General features: G+C 64.6%; 19 protein-coding genes and 1 pseudogene. All 20 read left to right on the plus strand.

Annotated features, from left to right (window positions below; all coding sequences use genetic code 11):
- Window positions 1-39: 39 nt before the first annotated feature.
- The 20 genes and pseudogenes from BG90_RS07900 (at window position 40) to atpA (ending at window position 20,731) form a co-directional block, all read left to right on the plus strand.
- Complete coding sequence (locus BG90_RS07900) at window positions 40-1,236, plus strand: beta-hydroxybutyrate-binding protein (protein WP_010107241.1); 1,197 nt, start codon at window positions 40-42, stop codon at window positions 1,234-1,236.
- Between the two features lie 133 nt (window positions 1,237-1,369).
- Window positions 1,370-2,254, plus strand: a complete 885-nt coding sequence (locus BG90_RS07905) for a branched-chain amino acid ABC transporter permease (RefSeq protein ID WP_010107240.1) — start codon at window positions 1,370-1,372, stop codon at window positions 2,252-2,254.
- Window positions 2,254-3,228 carry a branched-chain amino acid ABC transporter permease gene (locus BG90_RS07910; RefSeq protein WP_010117543.1) on the plus strand — a complete coding sequence of 325 codons (975 nt, stop codon included), beginning with the start codon at window positions 2,254-2,256 and terminating at the stop codon, window positions 3,226-3,228. The genes BG90_RS07905 and BG90_RS07910 overlap by 1 nt, the downstream gene beginning before the upstream one ends.
- 473 nt (window positions 3,229-3,701) lie before the next feature.
- Window positions 3,702-4,831, plus strand: a pseudogene (locus tag BG90_RS07915) (ABC transporter substrate-binding protein).
- Between the two features lie 94 nt (window positions 4,832-4,925).
- Window positions 4,926-5,114: a hypothetical protein gene (locus BG90_RS34855; protein ID WP_124072244.1), complete on the plus strand. Its 189-nt coding sequence runs from the start codon at window positions 4,926-4,928 to the stop codon at window positions 5,112-5,114.
- Window positions 5,111-6,268 (plus strand): ABC transporter substrate-binding protein, encoded by a 1,158-nt coding sequence (locus BG90_RS07920; protein ID WP_010107236.1) that lies wholly within the window; start codon window positions 5,111-5,113, stop codon window positions 6,266-6,268. The genes BG90_RS34855 and BG90_RS07920 overlap by 4 nt, the downstream gene beginning before the upstream one ends.
- A 301-nt stretch (window positions 6,269-6,569) precedes the next feature.
- Window positions 6,570-7,625, plus strand: a complete 1,056-nt coding sequence (locus BG90_RS07925) for a branched-chain amino acid ABC transporter permease (RefSeq protein ID WP_010107235.1) — start codon at window positions 6,570-6,572, stop codon at window positions 7,623-7,625.
- A 4-nt stretch (window positions 7,626-7,629) separates the two neighbouring features.
- A complete protein-coding gene (locus BG90_RS07930; RefSeq protein ID WP_010117540.1) occupies window positions 7,630-9,414 on the plus strand; it encodes a branched-chain amino acid ABC transporter ATP-binding protein/permease in 1,785 nt (594 codons plus the stop codon).
- Window positions 9,414-10,169: an ABC transporter ATP-binding protein gene (locus tag BG90_RS07935; protein WP_010107232.1), complete on the plus strand. Its 756-nt coding sequence runs from the start codon at window positions 9,414-9,416 to the stop codon at window positions 10,167-10,169. The genes BG90_RS07930 and BG90_RS07935 overlap by 1 nt, the downstream gene beginning before the upstream one ends.
- Before the next feature lie 162 nt (window positions 10,170-10,331).
- The gene (gene mnmG / locus BG90_RS07940) at window positions 10,332-12,305 is read left to right on the plus strand and encodes a tRNA uridine-5-carboxymethylaminomethyl(34) synthesis enzyme MnmG (protein ID WP_025990057.1); all 1,974 of its coding nucleotides are present in this window, start codon (window positions 10,332-10,334) and stop codon (window positions 12,303-12,305) included.
- Window positions 12,302-12,997, plus strand: a complete 696-nt coding sequence (gene rsmG / locus BG90_RS07945) for a 16S rRNA (guanine(527)-N(7))-methyltransferase RsmG (RefSeq protein ID WP_050814384.1) — start codon at window positions 12,302-12,304, stop codon at window positions 12,995-12,997. Before mnmG ends, rsmG begins: the two co-directional genes overlap by 4 nt.
- 52 nt (window positions 12,998-13,049) lie before the next feature.
- Entirely contained in the window at window positions 13,050-13,820 is a 771-nt protein-coding gene (locus BG90_RS07950) for a ParA family protein (protein ID WP_010107229.1), read from the plus strand.
- A gap of 35 nt (window positions 13,821-13,855) precedes the next feature.
- Window positions 13,856-14,743, plus strand: a complete 888-nt coding sequence (locus tag BG90_RS07955) for a ParB/RepB/Spo0J family partition protein (protein ID WP_010117536.1) — start codon at window positions 13,856-13,858, stop codon at window positions 14,741-14,743.
- 7 nt (window positions 14,744-14,750) lie between these two features.
- Window positions 14,751-15,884 (plus strand): SLC13 family permease, encoded by a 1,134-nt coding sequence (locus BG90_RS07960; protein ID WP_025990056.1) that lies wholly within the window; start codon window positions 14,751-14,753, stop codon window positions 15,882-15,884.
- Between the two features lie 270 nt (window positions 15,885-16,154).
- The gene (locus tag BG90_RS07965; RefSeq protein WP_025990055.1) at window positions 16,155-16,682 is read left to right on the plus strand and encodes an ATP synthase subunit I; all 528 of its coding nucleotides are present in this window, start codon (window positions 16,155-16,157) and stop codon (window positions 16,680-16,682) included.
- A 115-nt stretch (window positions 16,683-16,797) separates the two neighbouring features.
- A complete protein-coding gene (gene atpB, locus BG90_RS07970; RefSeq protein ID WP_010107224.1) occupies window positions 16,798-17,649 on the plus strand; it encodes a F0F1 ATP synthase subunit A in 852 nt (283 codons plus the stop codon).
- 76 nt (window positions 17,650-17,725) lie between these two features.
- Complete coding sequence (atpE, locus tag BG90_RS07975) at window positions 17,726-17,995, plus strand: F0F1 ATP synthase subunit C (RefSeq protein ID WP_025990054.1); 270 nt, start codon at window positions 17,726-17,728, stop codon at window positions 17,993-17,995.
- A 133-nt stretch (window positions 17,996-18,128) separates the two neighbouring features.
- Entirely contained in the window at window positions 18,129-18,599 is a 471-nt protein-coding gene (locus BG90_RS07980) for a F0F1 ATP synthase subunit B (protein WP_025990053.1), read from the plus strand.
- 2 nt (window positions 18,600-18,601) lie between these two features.
- Complete coding sequence (locus BG90_RS07985; protein WP_010117534.1) at window positions 18,602-19,141, plus strand: F0F1 ATP synthase subunit delta; 540 nt, start codon at window positions 18,602-18,604, stop codon at window positions 19,139-19,141.
- Between the two features lie 48 nt (window positions 19,142-19,189).
- Window positions 19,190-20,731 carry a F0F1 ATP synthase subunit alpha gene (gene atpA / locus BG90_RS07990; protein WP_010107219.1) on the plus strand — a complete coding sequence of 514 codons (1,542 nt, stop codon included), beginning with the start codon at window positions 19,190-19,192 and terminating at the stop codon, window positions 20,729-20,731.
- Window positions 20,732-20,752: the final 21 nt, after the last annotated feature.

Here is a 20,752-nt window from a genome sequence, read left to right on the forward strand (position 1 = left end):
TAACCTGACAACCACAACGCACTACACCAGGAGACGTCAATGAAATTGAAGACCCTCGCGCACGCATGTCTCGCCGTCGCCGCCGCGTGGTCGGTGGGCGCCGCGCAGGCCGCGGATACCGTGAAGATCGGCTTCATCACCGACATGTCCGGCCTCTATGCGGACATCGACGGGCCGGGCGGCCTCGAGGCGATCAAGATGGCGGTGGCCGATTTCGGCGGCAAGGTCAACGGCAAGCCGATCGAAGTCGTGTACGCCGATCACCAGAACAAGGCGGACATCGCCGCGTCGAAGGCGCGCGAATGGATGGACCGCGGCGGGCTCGATCTGCTCGTCGGCGGCACGAACTCGGCGACGGCGCTGTCGATGAACCAGGTCGCGGCCGAGAAGAAGAAGGTCTACATCAACATCGGCGCGGGCGCGGATACGCTGACGAACGAGCAGTGCACGCCGTACACGGTCCACTACGCGTACGACACGATGGCGCTCGCGAAAGGCACGGGCTCGGCGGTGGTGAAGCAGGGCGGCAAGACGTGGTTCTTCCTGACCGCCGACTACGCGTTCGGCAAGGCGCTCGAGAAGAACACCGCGGACGTCGTGAAGGCGAACGGCGGCAAGGTGCTCGGCGAAGTGCGGCATCCGCTGTCGGCGTCGGATTTCTCGTCGTTCCTGCTGCAGGCGCAGTCGTCGAAGGCGCAGATTCTCGGCCTCGCGAATGCGGGCGGCGATACGGTGAACGCGATCAAGGCGGCGAAGGAGTTCGGCGTCACGAAGACGATGAAGCTCGCCGCGCTGCTGATGTTCATCAACGACGTCCACGCGCTCGGCCTCGAGACGACGCAGGGTCTCGTGCTGACGGACAGCTGGTATTGGAATCGCGATCAGGCGGCGCGGCAGTGGGCGCAGCGCTACTTCGCGAAGATGAAGAAGATGCCGTCGAGCTTGCAGGCGGCTGATTATTCGTCGGTGACGACGTACCTGAAGGCGGTGCAGGCGGTGGGCTCGACCGATTCCGACAAGGTGATGGCGCAGCTCAAGAAGATGAAGATCGACGACTTCTACGCGAAGGGCTACATCCGCGCGGACGGCAGCATGATTCACGACATGTATCTGATGGAAGTGAAGAAGCCGTCCGAGTCGAAGGAGCCGTGGGACTACTACAAGGTCGTCGCGACCATCCCGGGCGAGCAGGCGTTCACGACGAAGCAGGAGACGCGCTGCGCGTTGTGGAAGTGATGCGGCGCGTTCGCCGCGCGCGTTTCGGCGTGCGGCGAACGCACGCGCAACGGCGGCTCCAACGCGGCCGTTGCGCCCATTTTGTTGCATGCGCAACGATTTCAACCTGACAGACTGACTGACGGCAGATTCGATGGACATCTTCGGCATTCCGATGTCGGCGATGCTGAGCCAGTTGTTGCTCGGACTCGTCAACGGCTCGTTCTACGCGATCCTGAGCCTCGGGCTCGCGGTGATCTTCGGGCTGCTCAACGTGATCAACTTCGCGCACGGCGCGCTCTTCATGCTGGGCGCGATGCTCGCATGGATGGGGCTCACGTATCTCGGCCTGCCGTACTGGGCGATGCTCGTGCTCGCGCCCGTCATCGTCGGGCTGTTCGGCATCCTGATCGAACGCTCGATGCTGCGCTGGCTCTACGAGCTCGATCACCTGTACGGCCTGCTGCTGACGTTCGGGCTCACGCTCGTCGTCGAAGGCGTGTTCCGCGCGGTCTACGGCTCGTCCGGACAGCCGTACGACGTGCCCGAGCTCCTGTCCGGCGCGACGAATCTCGGCTTCATGTTCCTGCCGAACTATCGCGCGTGGGTTGTCGTCGCGTCGCTCGCGGTGTGCCTGGCGACGTGGTTCGTGATCGAGAAGACGCGGCTCGGCGCGTACCTGCGCGCGGGCACCGAGAACCCGAAGCTCGTCGAGGCGTTCGGCGTCAACGTGCCGATGATGGTCACGCTGACCTACGGCTTCGGCGTCGCGCTCGCCGCATTCGCCGGCGTGCTCGCCGCGCCGGTGATCCAGGTGTCGCCGCTGATGGGGCAGCCGATGATCATCACCGTGTTCGCGGTCGTCGTGATCGGCGGGATGGGCTCGATTCTCGGCTCGATCCTGACGGGCCTGATGCTCGGCGTGATCGAGGGTTTGACGCGGGTGTTCTATCCGGAAGCGTCGGCGACGGTCGTCTTCGTGATCATGGCGATCGTGCTGCTGATCCGTCCGGCGGGTTTATTCGGCAAGGAAAGATGATGCAGAGAAAAGCGCTCTACGGGCTGCTGCTGATCGGTCTGCTCGTTGCGCCGTTCGTCGGCGCGTATCCGCTGTTCGTGATGAAGGTGCTGTGCTTCGCGCTCTTCGCGGCCGCGTTCAATCTGCTGATCGGTTTCACGGGTCTGCTGTCGTTCGGCCATGCGATGTTCCTCGCGACCGCGGGTTACGTGACGGGCTACGCGATGCAGTCGCTCGGCACGACGCCCGAGCTCGGCGTGCTCGCGGGCACTGCGGCGGCGACCTTGCTCGGCCTCGTCGTCGGGTTGTTCGCGATCCGGCGGCAGGGCATCTATTTCGCGATGATCACGCTCGCGTTCGCGCAGATGGTGTACTTCATCTATCTGCAGGCGCCGTTCACGCACGGCGAGGACGGCCTGCAGGGCGTGCCGCGCGGCCGACTGTTCGGGCTCGTCGATCTGTCGTCGGATCTCGCGCTCTATTACGTCGTGCTCGTCGTGATCGCGTGCGCATGCTTCTTCATCGTGCGCATCGTGCATTCGCCGTTCGGGCAGGTGCTCGTCGCGATCAAGGAGAACGAGCCCCGCGCGACGTCGCTCGGCTACGATACCGACCGCTTCAAGCTGCTCGCGTTCATCCTGTCGGCCGGGCTGGCTGGCCTCGCGGGTGCGCTGAAGGTCGTCGTGCTCGGCTTCGAGACGCTGAGCGACGCGTACTGGACGATGTCGGGCCTCGTCGTGCTGATGACGCTCGTGGGCGGCATGGGCACGCTGTTCGGCCCGCTCGTCGGCGCGGCGCTGATCGTCGCGCTCGAGGATCGGCTCGGCGACATCGGCGGCTGGCTCGCGTCGGCGACGGGCATCGACTGGTTCCGCTCGCTCGGCGAATCCGCGACGATCGTCACGGGCCTCATCTTCATCGCGTGCGTGCTCGCGTTCCGGCGCGGAATCGTCGGCGAGGTGATCGCGCGGGTGCGGCCGCTGAGGGCGTCCTGAGCGATCGTGCGGTGCGCAACGATCGTTGGGAATCCGATCTAATTTGCGCGGCAAACGCCGGCCCAGCCTGCCTGCGACGTGCCCCAATTTCGTGCGGCGATGCACCATAGGGGTAAATGCTAGGTTGTCGCACCGTGCTGGCTTGCATTAACCTTCGTGTCAGTTCTGATGCACCGCGAAACGAATTTGCAGGTGGAGAACGAGGAGACATTCGAGGCACTGAGTGCCCGACCCAAAGCGCTGTTGGATTCATTCCAACAGCGCTTTTTATTTGCGCGTTCGCGGTGGCCCGAAACATCGTCTTCGCCGAATGCCGCCGATCCCGCTGCCGTCCCTGACCGTTCGCATGCACCGGTCGGCGGCCGCCGCTGCGGGCTAACCCGGTTGCCGCGCGCGCAACGCGTCCGCTACACTCGCCGTTCCCCGACTCGTCGGTCGGGATTGGCCGAGCGCAAGACACGGAGACGAACTCGATGATAGAGGCGTGGCGATTCTGGGGATTCGGCGCGGCAGTCGCATGGGCGGCCGTCGCGGGCCCCGCGTTCGCGGACGTCGAGATCGGCGTCACCGTCTCCGCCGTCGGCCCTGCCGCGTCGCTCGGCATCCCCGAAAAGAACACGATCGCGCTGCTGCCGAAGGCAATCGGCGAGCGGAAGGCGAGCTACGTCGTTCTCGGCGATGCGACCGATTCGACGCAGGCTGTGAAGAACGCCCGCAAGCTCACGAGCGGGGACAGGGTCGACGCGCTGATCGGCTCGACTGTCGTGCCGAACGCGCTCGCGATGACCGGCGTCGCTGCGCAGACGCCGATGACCTCGATGGCGGCGGCCGCGTCGATCGTCGAGCCGCTCGATGCGAAGCGCGCATGGGTCTTCAAGACGTCGCGGAACGACATCCTGATGGCGAGCGCGATCGCCGGACACGGGGCGAAGCGTGGCGTGAAGATGGTCGCGTTCATCGGTTTCGGCGACGCATGCGGCGAGATCCGGCTCGAGGAATTCGGCAAGGCTGCGGCCGGGCGTTTCGCGTGCGCCGACACGTCGGTGACGGCGCTAATGCCGAAGGCGCGGTTGAAGCGGCCCGATGCGGCGCTGATCGTGGGCGCGGGCACGCCGGCCGCGCTGCCGCAGAAGACGCCGAAGGCGCGCGGCGACACGGGCGCGATCCATCAGACGCATGGCGTCGCGAACAATGATTTCCTGCGTGTGTGTGGCAAGGGCTGCGAAGGCGCGTATCCGCCTGGCGGCCCGATCCTCGTTGCCGATCGGCTTCCCGATTCGAATCCCGTCAAGCCATCCGCGCTCGCGTACAGGCGCGCGCACGAGAACGCATACGGCGCCGTCACGGTGTCGACGTACGTCGGACACGTGTGGGACGCGGCGCTGCATTTGCCGCGCGCGATTCCGATCGCGCAGAAGGGCGGCCAGCCCGGCACGCCGGCGTTTCGAAGCGCGCTGCGCACGGCGCTCGAGAACGCGAAGGATGACGCCGGCGCGCCCGCCGTGTTCGACATGAGCGCCGCCGGCCACGCCGGTCTCGACGAACGCGCGCGCGCGTGATGGTCGAGATCGCCGACGATCCGCGGAAGCTCGCGCGGAACTGAGCGCGGCGCATTGCGCAGCAGACGGGGCGGCGCAAGGCGCGTGCGATCGGCCGCGCTTTTTTTGTGACCGCGCGCGGCGGGCAGGATTCATCGGATGATTGCGCAGTGGCAGCAGAAGGGCGCGTGCGATGTGCGCGCGCAAGGGAGCGCAACAGAACGCGCCCCGCGCCGATTCACGGTGGAACGTGAAACCGGCCGCGGCGGCGTGCAGGTTCGATCGGCGCGCCGTGTCGCAGCGGCGCGCTCGATCGCGTTTCGCGCAGCGTTTGGAGACACACAATGAAAATGAATCGATGGATCGAGGCCGTGCTCGCGGCCGGCTGCTTATGTACCGCCACGCTCGCGTCGGCGCAGGTGAAGATCGGCGTCACGGTGTCGGCGACGGGCGCCGCGGCGTCGCTCGGCATTCCCGAGAAGAACACGGTCGCGCTGCTGCCGAAGGAGATCGGCGGCAAGCGCATCGAGTACATCGTGCTCGATGACGCGTCGGACACGAGCCGCGCGGTGCAGAACACACGCAAGCTGATCGACGAGGATCATGTCGATGCGATCGTCGGCTCGTCGATCACGCCGAATGCGCTCGCAATGATCGACGTCGTCGCGCAAGGCAAGACGCCGACGATTTCGCTCGCCGCGAGCGCGCACATCATCGCGCCGATGGACGCGAAGCGCGCATGGGTGTTCAAGACACCGCAAAACGACCGCTTGATGGCCGACGCGCTCGCCGGCTACATGGCGAAGCACGGCGTGAAGACGGTCGGCTTCATCGGCTTCGCCGACGCGTACGGCGACGGCTGGTACGGCGTATTCAGCGCGGCTGCGGCGGCGAACGGGCTGAAGATCGTCGCGAACGAGCGCTACAACCGCACCGACGCGTCGGTGACGGGCCAGGTGCTGAAGACGCTGGGCGCGCGTCCGGACGCGGTGCTGATCGCGGGCGCGGGCACGCCGGCTGCGCTGCCCGCGAAGACGCTGAAGGAGCGTGGCTATACGGGCAAGGTCTATCAGACCCACGGCGTCGCGAACAACGATTTCCTGCGCGTATGCGGCAAGGATTGCGACGGCGAACTGCTGCCGGCGGGGCCCGTGCTCGTCGCCGACCAACTGCCCGATTCGAACCCGGCGAAGCAGCCGGCGCTCGCGTACAAGGCCGCGTATGAGAAGGCGTACGGCGCGGGCGCGGTGTCGACATTCGGCGGCCACGTGTGGGATGCAGGCTTGATGCTTCAGCGCGCGATTCCCGACGCGCTGAAGAAGGCGCAGCCCGGGACGCCGGCGTTCCGCGCGGCGTTGCGCGCGGCGCTCGAGAACGTCAAGGATCTGCCGGTGTCGCACGGCGTGATCAACACGACGCCCGCCGATCACAACGGCTTTGATGCGCGCGCTCGCGTGATCGTGCAGATCGTCGGCGACAAGTGGAAGCTGCAGGCTGATTGAGTTGCGGTTGCCTCAGCGGCGTGGCGTGGCGTAGCGTGACGCGGGGCGCATCGCGCGTGCTGCGGAGACGCCGGGCGGCACGCGCAGCGGCGAGGGGGCTCGTGAGCTTCGCTTGGCGTATCGCGTTCTGCCGCGTTGGTTTCATGTCGCTCCGGTATCGGTGAGCGGCGCGTCCCGCCCGTTTGCCGGATGATGAAAGTCGTCCGGCACGGCGGCGAGTCGCGCCGCTTCGCGACAGCGCCCGTCGTGCAGGCCGGATTTCCGTTTTTTCCGTCGACGCATTCTCTACCGAAGAGACCACATGGATTTCTCTATCGCGGCGATTCTCGCGCAGGACGGCATCACGACGGGCGCAATCTACGCGCTGCTGTCGCTCGCGCTCGTGCTCGTCTTCTCCGTCACGCGCGTGATCTTCATCCCACAGGGCGAATTCGTCACCTACGGCGCGCTGACGCTTGCCGCGCTGCAAGCGCAGAAGTTTCCGGCGACCTGCTGGCTGCTGTTCGTCGCGGGCATCGCGTGCTTCATGCTCGAAGTGGGCGGACTGATCCGGTATCGCGCGCGCCGTCACCAGGTCGCCCGCACGCTGACGACGCTCGCGAGCCGCTACGTGCTGCTGCCGCTCGCGATCTACGCGGTGACGAGAAGCGTCGCCGCGCAGCCGCTGCCGATGATCGCTCAGATCGCGCTCACGCTCGCAATCGTCGTGCCGCTCGGGCCGTTCATCTATCGGCTCGTGTATCAGCCGATCGCCGAAGGCACGACGCTGCTGCTGCTGATCGTGTCGGTCGCCGTGCATTTCGCATTGGTCGGACTCGGGCTCGTGATGTTCGGCGCGGAAGGCTCGCGCACCACCGCGTTCTCCGACGCATCGTTCGGGCTCGGTAGCCTGTCGGTTTCGATGCAGAGCGGCTGGGTGGTCGGTACCGCGCTCGTGCTGATTGCCGCGCTCTATCTGTATTTCGAGCGCACGCTGTCCGGCAAGGCGCTGCGCGCGACGTCGGTGAACCGTCTCGGCGCGCGGCTCGTCGGCATCGGCACGACCGAGGCCGGGCGGCTCGCGTTCACGCTTGCGGCGGGGCTCGGCGCGCTGTCGGGCGTGCTCGTCGGGCCGCTGACGACGATCTACTACGACTCGGGCTTTCTGATCGGCCTGAAGGGCTTCGTCGGCGCGATCATCGGCGGGCTCGTCAGCTATCCGCTTGCGGCAGCGGGCTCGCTGCTCGTCGGCGTGCTCGAATCGTATTCGTCGTTCTGGGCGAGCGCGTACAAGGAAGTGATCGTTTTCACGCTGATCGTGCCGGTGCTGCTGTGGCGCAGCCTTGCGGCGCCGCAAACGGAAGACGAGGAGGCGTGACGCGATGAAGGCGATCTTGCGCAACAAGGCGTTCTGGCTGTTTCTCGTCGTGCTGTTCGCGCTGCCGGCGCTGCCTGGCGCGGTGCGCGTGCCAGAGTACTGGATCACGCTGCTGAACTACATCGGGCTCTATGCGATCGTCGCGATCGGGCTCGTGATGCTGACCGGGATCGGCGGGATGACGAGCTTCGGGCAGGCGGCATTCGTCGGCATCGGCGCGTACGCGACCGCGTATCTGACGACGGCGTACGGCGCGTCACCGTGGCTCGGACTGATCGCGGGCATCGCGCTGACGGCGCTCGTCGCGCTCGTGCTGGGCGCCGTCACGATGCGTCTGTCGGGTCATTTCCTGCCGCTCGGGACGATCGCATGGGGGCTCGCGCTGTTCTTCCTGTTCGGCAATCTCGATTGGCTCGGCAAGTACGATGGGATCAACGGCATCCCCGCGCTCACCGTGTTCGGCCAAACGCTCGACACGGGCCGCAGCCTCTATTACGTGATCTGGGTTGTCGTGCTCGCCGCGATCGTCTCTGTTCAGAATCTGCTTAATAGCCGGCCCGGGCGCGCGATCCGCGCGCTGCGCGGCGGCGGCGTGATGGCCGAGGCGATGGGCGTGAACACCGGGTGGATGCGCGTTGCGATCTTCGTTTATGCGGCGGTGCTCGCGTCGATCTCGGGCTTTCTGTACGCGCATCTGCAGCGCGCGGTGAATCCGACGCCGTTCGGGCTGAATCACGGAATCGAGTTCCTGTTCATGGCGGTGGTCGGCGGCGTCGCGCACGTATGGGGCGCGGTGCTCGGCGCCGTGATCGTGACCGTGTTGCAGGACAACCTGCAGACACTGCTGCCGAAGCTGCTCGGCGCCGAAGGCAACTTCGAGATCATCGTGTTCGGCGTGCTGATGGTGCTGCTGCTGCAGTATGCGCGGCAGGGCGTCTGGCCCTTCGTTGCGCGGCTCTTTCCGCGCGAGCCGGCCGCACGGGCGCCGCAGCACGCGGAGCCGCTGCCGCAGCGCGCCCGGCCGCAGGCCGGCGAAGCGCTGCTCGTCGTCGATAACGTGCGCAAGCAGTTCGGCGGGCTCGTCGCTGTGAACGACGTAAGCTTCGACGTGCTGGCAGGGCAAATCATCGGCTTGATCGGCCCGAACGGCGCTGGCAAGTCGACGACGTTCAACCTCGTGACGGGCGTGCTGCGGCCGACGAGCGGTGCGATTACGTTCCGCGGCGAGCGGATCGACGAACTTGTTTCACGTGAAATCGTGAAACGGGGCATTGGCCGCACATTCCAGCACGTGAAGCTGCTGCCTGGAATGACGGTGCTGGAGAACGTCGCGATCGGTGCGCACTTGCGCGGCACGGCCGGCATCTGGCGCAGCATCGTCAGACTGAATGCGAATGAGGAGGCGCGGCTGATGGTCGAAGCAGCGAAGCAGATCCGGCGCGTCGGGCTTGAGGCGCACATGTATGACGAGGCCGGCAGCCTCGCGCTCGGCCAGCAGCGGATTCTCGAGATCGCCCGCGCGCTGTGCAGTGATCCGACGCTGTTACTGCTCGACGAGCCCGCAGCGGGCCTGCGTTATCAGGAGAAACAGCAGTTGGCCGAGTTGTTGCGGAAGTTGAAGGCAGAGGGAATGAGCGTGCTGCTCGTCGAACACGACATGGATTTCGTGATGAACCTGACCGATCGGCTGGTCGTGATGGAGTTCGGCACACGGATTGCCGAAGGGCTGCCTCAGGATGTGCAGAAGGATCCTGCGGTGCTGGAAGCTTACCTCGGCGGGGTGGAATGATGGATCAGTCGACGACGCCGGTTCTCGAGGTGCGGGATTTGTCGGTGCGTTACGGCAAGGTCGAGGCGCTGCATCGCGCGGCGCTGAAGGTCGAGGCGGGGCAGATCGTCACAGTGATTGGCCCGAACGGTGCAGGCAAATCGACGCTGCTCAACGCGGTGATGGGGGCATTGCCGACGAACGGCCACGCGGCCGGTACGATTCGCTATCGCGGCGACGACGTGGGCGTGTTGCCGGTCGAGCAACGCGTATCACGCGGCATGTGTCTCGTTCCGGAAAAGCGGGAGCTGTTCAGTACGATGTCGGTCGAGGATAACCTCGTGCTGGGTGCGTACCGGCGGAAGAGGGCTGGCGACCCGAATTTTCTCGACCAGCTCGAGCCGGTTTTCACGCTGTTTCCGAGGCTGAAGGAGCGGCGCGGGCAGGCGGCGGGGACGCTGTCGGGCGGCGAGCGGCAGATGCTCGCTGTCGGGCGCGCGCTGATGGGCAAGCCGGACCTGCTGATGCTCGACGAGCCGAGCCTTGGGCTTGCGCCGCTGATCGTGAAGGAGATTTTCCATATCATCAGCGCGTTGCGTGGAACCGGCGTGGCGACGCTGCTGATCGAGCAGAACGCGCGCGCGGCGCTGCAGATTTCCGATTACGGTTATGTGCTCGAGACCGGTGAGATCGCCCTCGACGGCCCGGCGGGCGAACTCGCACGGAATCCTCTGGTGATCGAAACCTATCTCGGGCTCGCGAAGAAGGCGGTTTAGCGGCCGTTTCGCGTGCTCTGGCCGACGGCGTGTTTCACGTGAAACACGCCGTTTTTTATTGGTCGGCCGTTCGAACGAGATTCGGGTCAAATGCTAACCCGCTATAATTCGGCCCATACATTTCTCTGATAGGTTCGTGCGTCGTCCTGCGCGAAGTCCGCAATGCTTTATCCCACTGAATTTGACGTCATCGTCGTCGGCGGCGGTCACGCCGGCACCGAGGCCGCGTTGGCTTCCGCTCGCATGGGCGCGAAGACGCTTCTGCTGACGCACAACATCGAGACCCTCGGGCAGATGAGCTGTAACCCGTCGATCGGCGGCATCGGCAAGGGCCATCTGGTCAAGGAAGTCGACGCGCTCGGCGGTGCGATGGCGGCCGCTACAGATGAAGGCGGTATCCAGTTCCGAATCCTGAATTCGTCGAAGGGGCCGGCCGTCCGCGCGACGCGTGCGCAGGCCGATCGCGTGCTGTACAAGCAGGCGATTCGCCATCGTCTGGAGAATCAGCCGAATCTGTGGCTGTTCCAGCAGGCGGTCGACGACCTGATGGTCGAAGGGGATCGGGTGGTCGGTGCGGTCACGCAGGTCGGCGTTCGATTCCGGGCGCGTGCGGTTGTGCTGACGGCTGGCACGTTCCTGGACGGCAAGATTCACGTCGGGCTCAACAACTATACGGGCGGCCGTGCTGGCGATCCGGCTGCGGTGTCCCTATCGTCGCGCCTGAAGGAGCTGAAGCTGCCGCAAGGGCGACTGAAGACCGGTACGCCGCCGCGTATCGACGGCCGGACGATCGACTTCTCGAAGCTCGAAGAACAGCCGGGCGATCTCGATCCGATCCCGGTGTTCTCGTTCATCGGGCGAGCCGAGCAGCACCCGCAACAGTTGCCGTGCTGGGTCACGCACACGAACGAGCGCACACACGACATCATTCGCGGCGGCCTGGATCGCTCGCCGATGTATACAGGCGTCATCGAGGGCGTCGGGCCCCGTTATTGCCCGTCGATCGAAGACAAGATTCACCGCTTCGCATCGAAGGATTCACACCAGATCTTCCTCGAGCCGGAAGGACTGACGACCAACGAGTTCTATCCGAACGGCATTTCGACCAGCTTGCCGTTCGACGTGCAGCTCGAACTTGTGCACTCGATGCGCGGCCTCGAGCAGGCGCACATCCTGCGCCCCGGCTATGCGATCGAGTATGACTATTTCGATCCGCGCGCGCTGAAGTCGTCGCTGGAAACCAAGGCGATCAACGGCCTGTTTTTTGCGGGCCAGATCAATGGCACGACCGGCTACGAAGAGGCAGCGGCGCAAGGACTGCTGGCTGGCATCAACGCAGGCCGCTATGCACAGGAGAAAGAAGCGTGGTGTCCGCGGCGCGACCAGGCATATCTCGGCGTACTCGTCGACGATCTGGTCACGCGTGGTGTGTCCGAGCCGTATCGGATGTTCACGAGCCGCGCCGAATATCGACTGAGCCTGCGCGAAGACAACGCGGACATGCGTCTGACCGAAATCGGGCGCGAACTGGGCGTCGTCGACGACGTCCGCTGGGGCGCGTTCAACCGGAAGCGCGACGCTGTTTCACGTGAAACCGAACGGCTGCGCACGACATGGGTGACGCCGAAGACGCTGCCTGCCGAAGAGGCGACCGCGTTGCTCGGCAAGCCGATCGATCACGAATATAGTCTTGCGGAGCTGCTGCGCCGTCCCGGCGTCAGCTACGAAGGCGTGTGCGAGCTGCGCAACGGCGAATGCGGCCCGACCGAACCACTGGCCGACGACGAGATCCTGCTCGCGCAGATCAAGGAGCAGATCGAGATCGGCATCAAGTATCAGGGCTATATCGAGCGCCAGGCCGGCGAGATCGAACGGAACGGTGCAAACGAAAATACGCGATTGCCCGATGGCATCGACTACACGGAAGTGCGCGGTTTGTCGTTCGAAGTAAGTCAGAAGCTGAATCAATTCCGTCCGGAAACGATCGGGCAGGCGTCGCGGATCTCGGGTGTGACGCCCGCTGCGATCTCGCTGCTGATGGTCCACCTGAAAAAGCGCGGGCTCGGCCGGAGGAAGGGCGCCGACGGCGCCTCGAATGCCGACGCGGGGGCCAACAACGCCGCGGCGCAGCAATGACGGCGCAACGTCGTCAAGCCCCGATTGCCAGCCGGGAAACGCTGGGAGCATTGCTGTCGGAAGGTGCGGAAGCGCTGGGCGTTGCGTTGAGCGATGCACAGCATGGCGCGCTGCTCGATTACGTCGCGCTGCTCGCGAAATGGAACGCGGTCTACAACCTCACCGCGATCCGCGATCCGCGACAGATGCTGGTTCAACACATCCTCGATTCGTTGTCGATCGTTCCGCATCTCGGCGCGCGCGGAGCGGCTGCGACTGCGCTGGACGTCGGTTCCGGCGGCGGTCTGCCGGGCATCGTGCTCGCGATCACGCTGTCTGAATGGCAGGTGACGCTGAACGACATCGTCCACAAGAAATCCGCATTCCAGACCCAGGCGAAGGCCGAGCTGAAGCTCGGCAATCTGTCGGTCGTGACGGGGCGCGTCGAAACGCTGCGTCTCGGCGCCGATGTCCCGGGGAAATTCGATGTGATCGTGTCGCGGGCATTCGCGGATCTGGCGGACTTCGTTACACTTGCCCGGCACCTCGTCGCGCCGGGCGGTTCGATCTGGGCGATGAAGGGCGTGCGTCCCGATGATGAAATCGATCGCTTGCCTGCCGGCGCGCGCGTCAAGCAAACGGTCCGTCTGACGGTTCCGTCGCTCGACGCGGAGCGGCATCTGATCGAAGTCGAGCTCGACGAAGCAATTTAACCGGCGTGCCGCGAGGCGCCCGGACCATTTGAAGAGAAGGAACACACCAACGATGGCAAAGATCTTCTGCGTGGCGAACCAGAAGGGCGGCGTCGGCAAGACGACGACGACGGTCAATCTCGCCGCGAGCCTCGCGGCGCAGGGGCAACGCGTGCTGCTGATCGATCTGGACCCGCAGGGCAATGCCACGATGGGCAGCGGCATCGACAAGGCCGAATGCGAGTCGACGGTCTACGAAGTGCTGGTCGACGGTGTCACGGTTGCCGACGCGCGCGTGCGTCCCGAAGCGGTGAAGTACGACGTGCTGCCGGCGAACCGCGAGCTCGCCGGCGCGGAAATCGAGCTGGTGAGCGTGGAGAACCGCGAGCGCCAGCTGAAGACCGCGCTCGCGATGGTTGCGGACGACTATGACTTCGTGCTGATCGATTGTCCGCCCGCGCTGTCGCTGCTGACGCTGAACGGTCTGTGCGCGGCGCACGGCGTCGTGATCCCGATGCAGTGCGAATATTTCGCGCTCGAAGGGCTGTCCGACCTCGTCAACACGATCAAGCAAGTGCACGCGAACCTGAATCGCGACCTGAAGGTGATCGGCTTGCTGCGCGTGATGTTCGATCCGCGGATCACGCTGCAGCAGCAGGTTTCCGATCAGCTGAAGGCGCACTTCGGCGACAAGGTGTTCGACGTAGTGATTCCACGCAACGTGCGGCTCGCCGAAGCGCCCAGCTACGGACTTCCCGGCGTGGTGTTCGATCGCGGCTCGCGCGGCGCGCAAGCCTACATTCAGTTCGGTGCGGAAATGATCGAGCGGGTGCGCGCGCTTTGAACCGGCCTTCCAGACGAGAATCGAGGGAACAGAACATGAATGCGGTAGCGAAGAAAAAGGGTTTGGGACGCGGTCTGGAAGCGCTGCTCGGCGGCAGCGCCGACATCACCGAAGCGGTGAAGATCGACGGCGCGCCGAACGTGCTCGCGCTCGGCAAGCTGCAGGCCGGCAAGTATCAGCCGCGTACCCGAATGGACGAGGGCAGCCTGCAGGAGCTCGCCGCGAGCATTCGCGCGCAGGGCGTGATGCAGCCGATCCTCGTGCGCCCGATTTCGTCTGACAAATACGAGATCATCGCGGGCGAGCGGCGTTTCCGCGCTGCGCGCCTCGCGGGCCTCGACGAGGTGCCGGTTCTCGTGAAGGACGTGTCCGACCAGGCCGCCGCCGCGATGGCGCTGATCGAGAACATCCAGCGCGAGGATCTGAATCCGCTCGAAGAGGCGCACGGCATCCAGCGTCTGCTCGACGAATTCAGCTTCACGCACGAGCAGGCGGCGGAATCGGTCGGCCGCTCGCGCAGCGCGGTGTCGAACCTGCTGCGTCTTCTGAACCTCGCGATGCCGGTGCAGACGATGCTGCTCGCGGGCGATCTCGACATGGGCCACGCGCGCGCGCTGCTCGCGGTGGATGCCGCGACACAGATCACGCTCGCGCATCAGGTCGTCAACAAGCGGATGTCGGTGCGTGAGACGGAAAAGCTGGTCACCCACACGACGAAGGCCGAACCGGCGGTGAAGGCGCGTGCGAAGGACGACGGCGGCCGCGACACGCGGCGCCTCGAAGAAGAGTTGTCGGATTTGCTCGCGTCGAACGTGAAGATCAAGGTCGGTCGCCGCGGGCGCGGCCAGCTGACGATCGATTTCGGCGACCTCGACGCGCTCGAAGGCATCCTCGCGCGATTGCGCGGCAACGTTGCTGCGTAACGCAGACGTGTCGAATTCGGTCGACGGCCGTGCGCAGGCGCGCATCATCGCGTTCATCCGGCACGAGCCGGTCCTGTCCATCCTTATCGCGGCGCTGATCGCGCTGCAGCTCGCGCATCCGCAATCCGCGACCGCGCTTGCGCGGCTCGTCGACTGGCAGACGGTCGCGACGCTCGCCGGCCTGTTGATGCTGACGAAGGCGCTCGAGCTGTCGGGCTTCCTGATGTGGCTCGCGCATCGGATCGTCCACCGCGTGCATTCGGAGCGTGCGCTTGCCGCGTTGCTCGTCGTGTTCGCCGCGGCGTTGTCGGTGTGGCTCACGAACGACGTCGCGCTCTTCGTCGTGATCCCGCTCGTGTTGTCGCTGCGGGAGCTGACGCCGCTGCCGTTCAGGCGCCTCGTGATCTTTATCGCGCTGGCGGTGAACGCGGGGGCGATCGCGACGCCGCTCGGCAATCCGCAAAACCTGTTTCTGTGGCAATTGAGCGGCGTCTCGTTCGGCCGTTTCGTGATCGCGCTCGGGCCGCTCGCGCTCGTGCTGATGGCGCTGCTGCTCGCCGTGACCGCGTGCGCGTTCGACGGCCGTCCGCTCGACTTGTCGAGGGATCGCACCGAGCGGCCGGTCGATCGCGCGCATGCGTTCGCGACCGTCGCGATGTTCGCGGGCTTCGTGCTGCTCGCGGATGCGCATCACGCGCTCGTCGGCTTGCTCGCGGTCGCGGCGATCTTTCTGATCGTGCGGCGCGACGCGGTGTTGAAGATCGACTGGCTGCTGCTGCTGATCTTCGTGCTGATGTTCATCGTGCTGCGCAGCGCGGCGGCGCTGCCCGCGGTCCAGCGGACGATCGCCGGCATCGGCCTCGACACGCCGCTGCGCGCGTATGCGGCGGGCGCGCTGCTGTCGCAAGGCATCAGCAACGTGCCCGCTGTGATCCTGCTGTCGGAGTTCACGCGAGACTGGCGCGCGCTCGCGTTCGGCGTGAGCGTCGGCGGCTTCGGCGTCGCGATCGGTTCGCTTGCCAACCTGATTGCGATCCGGCTGTCGCGCGCGCGCGGGATGTGGCTGCCGTTCCATCTCGTGAGCATTCCGTTCGGCGTCGCGAGCGCCGTGCTCGGCGCGCTCATGCTGCATTATTTTTGAGCATCCGGACGCACCGGATCAGGGCGGGGGAGGGGGTGTTTCACGGCGCGCAAGCGATCAAAAAAATTCACCTTACAGCTGCCGTCGGATGCCAAAAATTCACGAACTTTTCGCATCATGAAGCGCCGTTTCATACGGATTTTTGTCGCGTCTAAAGCCTTGAATCACCTGCAACTATCGCTTACAATCGCCCGGATTTGTTAGTTAGGCACCCCTGAAAGCTTTCGGAAAGCTTTAGGGCCGAACAGGGATTTAGCGGAAATAGCTGCGATGGCGGATCGAGCGCCGGATAAAAGGCACGAAGGTCGGCGAGCGCAATGCACCGTTTCGGGAGCCGTCGGGCGGCGCGAATCCGCCGTGGACGACTGGGATGCCGAACAGCAGGAAGTTGATGTCGCTCCGCTCACGCGGGCCGAGGCGGAAGCGCTGTTCGGTCCTGGCGTGAGCCGGCCATCGCGCGTCACGCCTTATCGGGTGGTGATGGCGCAAATGGTCTTGTCCCTGGTTGCAACACTGGCGTGGTGGCTGTTTTCCAAGTCGCCGGGCGCCGCTGCTCAATCGGCGTTTCTGGGCGGAGCGATCGGCTGGGTGCCGAGTGCGTTGTTCGCGGCGCGTCTGAGGCAAAAAGGCGCGGATACCGTGATGGGCTGGGTGATCGGCGAAGTACTCAAGATGGGCGCGACGATTGCAATGTTCGTTGCAGTCGCGTGGGGGTACCCCGACGCGCATTGGGTGCCGCTGCTCGTCACGTATCTGCTGGTGCTGAAGACGTACTGGATTGCGCTCGCCTGGCGATAAGGCATTAAGTGCCGCGCGTGGATTCGACCGTTCACGCGTTGGCCCGTTCCCGCAATGAACTATTGCGGCGAAGCGGATATACCGATTTTCGACAATTTGGGTGACATCAACGATTATGGCAGCTAGCGAAGGAACGCGTGCTCTGGATCCGTCCGAGTACATTGCGCACCACTTGCAAAACCTTTCCACCGCGCATCAGACGTCGATCTTCGACATCCACGTCTGGAATCTCGACACGCTGTTCTGGTCGATCGTCTGCGGCCTCGTCACCATCCTCATCCTGCGTCTGGCCGCGCGCAAGGCGACGCCGGGCGTGCCGGGGCGCTTCCAGTGCCTGATCGAAATGATCGTCGAAATGGTCGAAGACCAGTCGAAGGCGGTCGTTCACGGCAATCGCACCTTTATCGCGCCGCTCGCGCTGACCGTGTTCGTCTGGGTCGCGCTGATGAACTCGCTCGACTTCCTCCCCGTCGACCTGCCGGGCCGCGTGATCGGCTGGCTGGGCCTGTCGCAAGTCATTTCGCATCATCGCATCGTGCCGACGGCCGACCTGAACGGCACGCTCGGCATCGCGCTCGGCGTGTTCGTGCTGATGATCTACTACAGCTTCAAGATCAAGGGCCCGGGCGGTTTCGCGCACGAGCTCCTGTCGGCCCCGTTCGGTGCGCATCCGCTGCTGTGGATTCCGAACCTTGCGTTGAACATCGTCGAATATGTCGCGAAGACCGTGTCGCTCGGCATGCGGCTGTTCGGCAACATGTACGCAGGTGAGCTGCTGTTCCTGCTGATCGCCCTCCTCGGCAGCATGTGGGGCTTCGGCGCGGACGCAACGGTGCTCGGCTTCATCGGTCATGTCCTCGCAGGCAGTATCTGGGCGATCTTCCACATCCTGATTGTTCTGCTGCAAGCGTTCATTTTCATGATGCTGACGCTGGTGTATCTCGGTCAGGCGCACGAGTCGCACTAAGCGTGCCGGACAGTCAAGCAAGTTTGTTTTTAGTTTTTTAAATTCCAGTTCCAAGTCTTTTCTCAAAGGAGTGATCATGCAAGCTTTCATCGCCAACATCCAAGGTCTGACCGCTATCGGTATCGGTATCATCATCGGCCTGGGTGCAATCGGCGCCTGTATCGGTATCGGCCTGATGGGCGGCAAGTACATCGAAGCTTGCGCACGTCAGCCGGAACTGATCAACCCGCTGCAAACGAAGATGTTCCTGCTGGCTGGTCTGATCGATGCGGCGTTCCTGATTGGCGTGGGTGTGGCCATGCTGTTTGCATTCGCGAACCCGCTCCTGTCGAAGCTCGCGGGCTAAGGGTTCCTCGGAAATACAAATGCGCCAGGCTTGCCGGCGCAGGGCGGAACGGAAAGTGAGCGCGACTCGAAAGCTTTTTTCGGTGCGCTCCTCGTCGTTTCATTTTTCCGGAATAGCAGATTAAGGAAACACCGTGAATCTCAACGCAACCCTGTTTGCGCAAATGGTCGTGTTCCTGATCCTCGCGTGGTTCACGATGAAGTTCGTGTGGCCGCCGTTGATCAACGCCCTCGACGAGCGCTCGAAGAAAATTGCCGACGGCCTCTCGGCTGCGGAAAAGGGGCAGGCGGAACTCGCAGCGGCGCACAAGCGCGTCGACCAGGAACTCGCGCAGGCCCGCAACGAAGGCCAGCAGCGCATCGCCGAAGCCGAAAAGCGCGCGCAGGCGGTCGCCGAGGAAATCAAGGCGAACGCGCAGGCCGAAGCGGCCCGCATCATCGCTCAGGCGAAGGCGGATGCCGATCAGCAAATCGTGAAGGCCCGTGAAACGCTGCGCGGCGAAGTCGCCTCGCTGGCCGTGAAGGGCGCCGAGCAGATCCTGAAGCGCGAAGTCGATCATACGGCCCACGCCGAACTGCTGAATCAACTGAAAGCCGAGCTCTGATCATGGCCGAACTTGCAACCATCGCCCGCCCTTACGCAGAAGCGCTGTTCCGCGTGGCCGAGGGTGGTGACATCGCCGCCTGGTCCACGCTCGTGCAAGAGCTGGCACAGGTTGCGCACCTGCCCGAAGTGCTGTCCGTCGCGTCGAGCCCCAAGGTGAGCCGCGCGCAAGTCAGCGAGCTGCTGCTCGCCGCGGTGAAGGCGCCGCTCGCGACCAGCGCGGAAGCGAAGAACTTCGTGGGGATGCTGGTCGAAAATCACCGTATCGCGCTGCTGCCGGAAATCTCCGCGCAGTTCGACGAGCTGAAGAATGCGCGCGAAGGCGCGGCGGATGCGCTGATCGTCAGCGCGTTCCCGCTGGAAGGCGCGCAGCTTGCCGAACTCGTCGAAAACCTCGAGCGCAGGTTCAAGCGCAAGCTGAAGCCGACGATCGAAGTCGACGCGTCGCTGATCGGCGGCGTGCGCGTGACGGTTGGCGACGAAGTGCTCGATACCTCGGTCCGCGCGCGGCTCGCCGGCATGCAGGTGGCTCTGACCGCCTGATCGCCTACGCGGCCGGCACGCAACAGAATTGAATATCAGGAGCGAATAATGCAACTCAATCCCTCTGAGATCAGCGAGCTGATCAAGAGCCGGATCCAGGGCCTTGAAGCGAGCGCGGACGTTCGCAACCAGGGCACCGTGATCTCCGTGACCGACGGTATCGTGCGCATCCACGGTTTGTCCGACGTGATGCAGGGCGAAATGCTCGAATTCCCGGGCAACACGTTCGGTCTTGCGCTGAACCTCGAGCGCGACTCGGTCGGCGCGGTGATTCTCGGCGAATACGAACACATCTCGGAAGGCGACATCGTCAAGACGACGGGCCGCATTCTCGAAGTCCCGGTCGGTCCGGAACTCGTCGGCCGCGTGGTCGATGCGCTCGGCAATCCGATCGACGGCAAGGGCCCGGTCAACGCGAAGCTGACGGACGCCATCGAAAAGATCGCCCCGGGCGTGATCTGGCGTAAGTCGGTGTCGCAGCCGGTGCAGACGGGCCTCAAGTCGATCGACTCGATGGTGCCGATCGGCCGCGGCCAGCGCGAGCTGATCATCGGCGACCGTCAGTGCGGCAAGACCGCGGTGGCGATCGACACGATCATCAACCAGAAGGGCAAGGATCTCATCTGTATCTACGTCGCGATCGGCCAGAAGGCTTCGTCGATCATGAACGTGGTGCGCAAGCTCGAAGAAACCGGCGCGCTCGAATACACGATCGTCGTCGCCGCTTCGGCTTCGGAATCGGCCGCGATGCAATACCTCGCGCCGTACGCCGGCTGCACGATGGGCGAATACTTCCGCGATCGCGGCCAGGACGCCCTCATCATCTATGACGATTTGACCAAGCAAGCTTGGGCGTATCGCCAGATCTCGCTGCTGCTGCGCCGCCCGCCGGGCCGCGAAGCGTACCCGGGCGACGTGTTCTATCTGCACTCGCGTCTGCTCGAGCGTGCGGCTCGCGTGTCGGAAGAGTACGTCGAGAAGTTCACGAACGGCGAAGTGAAGGGCAAGAGCGGCTCGCTGACGGCGCTGCCCGTCATCGAAACGCAGGCGGGCGACGTGACCGCGTTCGTTCCGACGAACGTGATCTCGATCACCGACGGCCAGATCTTCCTGGAAACCGACCTGTTCAACGCGGGCATCCGTCCGGCAATCAACGCGGGCGTGTCGGTGTCGCGCGTGGGCGGCGCCGCGCAGACGAAGGTCGTGAAGAAGCTCTCCGGCGGTATCCGTACCGACCTCGCGCAGTACCGTGAACTGGCGGCGTTCGCGCAGTTCGCGTCGGATCTCGATGAAGCGACCCGCAAGCAGCTCGAGCGCGGCCGTCGCGTGACGGAACTGCTGAAGCAGCCGCAGTACCAGCCGCTGCAGGTGTGGGAGCTGGCCGTGTCGCTGTTCGCGGCGAACAACGGCTACCTCGACGACCTCGAGGTCAAGGACGTCCTGCCGTTCGAAAAAGGCCTGCGCGAATATCTGAAGACGAGCCACGCTGACCTCATCAAGCGTATCGAAGACACGAAAGACTTGTCGAAGGACGACGAGAGCGCGCTGCACGCCGCTCTGAAGGACTTCAAGAAGTCGGGTGCCTATTGATCCGCGAGGGACACCTTGAAG

The organism is Burkholderia oklahomensis C6786 (genome assembly GCF_000959365.1).
GTDB classification, from domain to species: Bacteria; Pseudomonadota; Gammaproteobacteria; order Burkholderiales; family Burkholderiaceae; genus Burkholderia; species Burkholderia oklahomensis.

What these genes read in the sequence shown, in the direction of transcription:
- BG90_RS07900 (WP_010107241.1), top strand. Translation starts at nt 40, where the DNA reads ATGAAATTGAAGACCCTCGCGCACGCATGTCTCGCCGTCGCCGCCGCG.
- BG90_RS07905 (WP_010107240.1), top strand. Translation starts at nt 1,370, where the DNA reads ATGGACATCTTCGGCATTCCGATGTCGGCGATGCTGAGCCAGTTGTTG.
- BG90_RS07910 (WP_010117543.1), top strand. Translation starts at nt 2,254, where the DNA reads ATGCAGAGAAAAGCGCTCTACGGGCTGCTGCTGATCGGTCTGCTCGTT.
- BG90_RS34855 (WP_124072244.1), top strand. Translation starts at nt 4,926, where the DNA reads ATGATTGCGCAGTGGCAGCAGAAGGGCGCGTGCGATGTGCGCGCGCAA.
- BG90_RS07920 (WP_010107236.1), top strand. Translation starts at nt 5,111, where the DNA reads ATGAAAATGAATCGATGGATCGAGGCCGTGCTCGCGGCCGGCTGCTTA.
- BG90_RS07925 (WP_010107235.1), top strand. Translation starts at nt 6,570, where the DNA reads ATGGATTTCTCTATCGCGGCGATTCTCGCGCAGGACGGCATCACGACG.
- BG90_RS07930 (WP_010117540.1), top strand. Translation starts at nt 7,630, where the DNA reads ATGAAGGCGATCTTGCGCAACAAGGCGTTCTGGCTGTTTCTCGTCGTG.
- BG90_RS07935 (WP_010107232.1), top strand. Translation starts at nt 9,414, where the DNA reads ATGGATCAGTCGACGACGCCGGTTCTCGAGGTGCGGGATTTGTCGGTG.
- mnmG (WP_025990057.1), top strand. Translation starts at nt 10,332, where the DNA reads ATGCTTTATCCCACTGAATTTGACGTCATCGTCGTCGGCGGCGGTCAC.
- rsmG (WP_050814384.1), top strand. Translation starts at nt 12,302, where the DNA reads ATGACGGCGCAACGTCGTCAAGCCCCGATTGCCAGCCGGGAAACGCTG.
- BG90_RS07950 (WP_010107229.1), top strand. Translation starts at nt 13,050, where the DNA reads ATGGCAAAGATCTTCTGCGTGGCGAACCAGAAGGGCGGCGTCGGCAAG.
- BG90_RS07955 (WP_010117536.1), top strand. Translation starts at nt 13,856, where the DNA reads ATGAATGCGGTAGCGAAGAAAAAGGGTTTGGGACGCGGTCTGGAAGCG.
- BG90_RS07965 (WP_025990055.1), top strand. Translation starts at nt 16,155, where the DNA reads ATGGCGGATCGAGCGCCGGATAAAAGGCACGAAGGTCGGCGAGCGCAA.
- atpB (WP_010107224.1), top strand. Translation starts at nt 16,798, where the DNA reads ATGGCAGCTAGCGAAGGAACGCGTGCTCTGGATCCGTCCGAGTACATT.
- atpE (WP_025990054.1), top strand. Translation starts at nt 17,726, where the DNA reads ATGCAAGCTTTCATCGCCAACATCCAAGGTCTGACCGCTATCGGTATC.
- BG90_RS07985 (WP_010117534.1), top strand. Translation starts at nt 18,602, where the DNA reads ATGGCCGAACTTGCAACCATCGCCCGCCCTTACGCAGAAGCGCTGTTC.
- atpA (WP_010107219.1), top strand. Translation starts at nt 19,190, where the DNA reads ATGCAACTCAATCCCTCTGAGATCAGCGAGCTGATCAAGAGCCGGATC.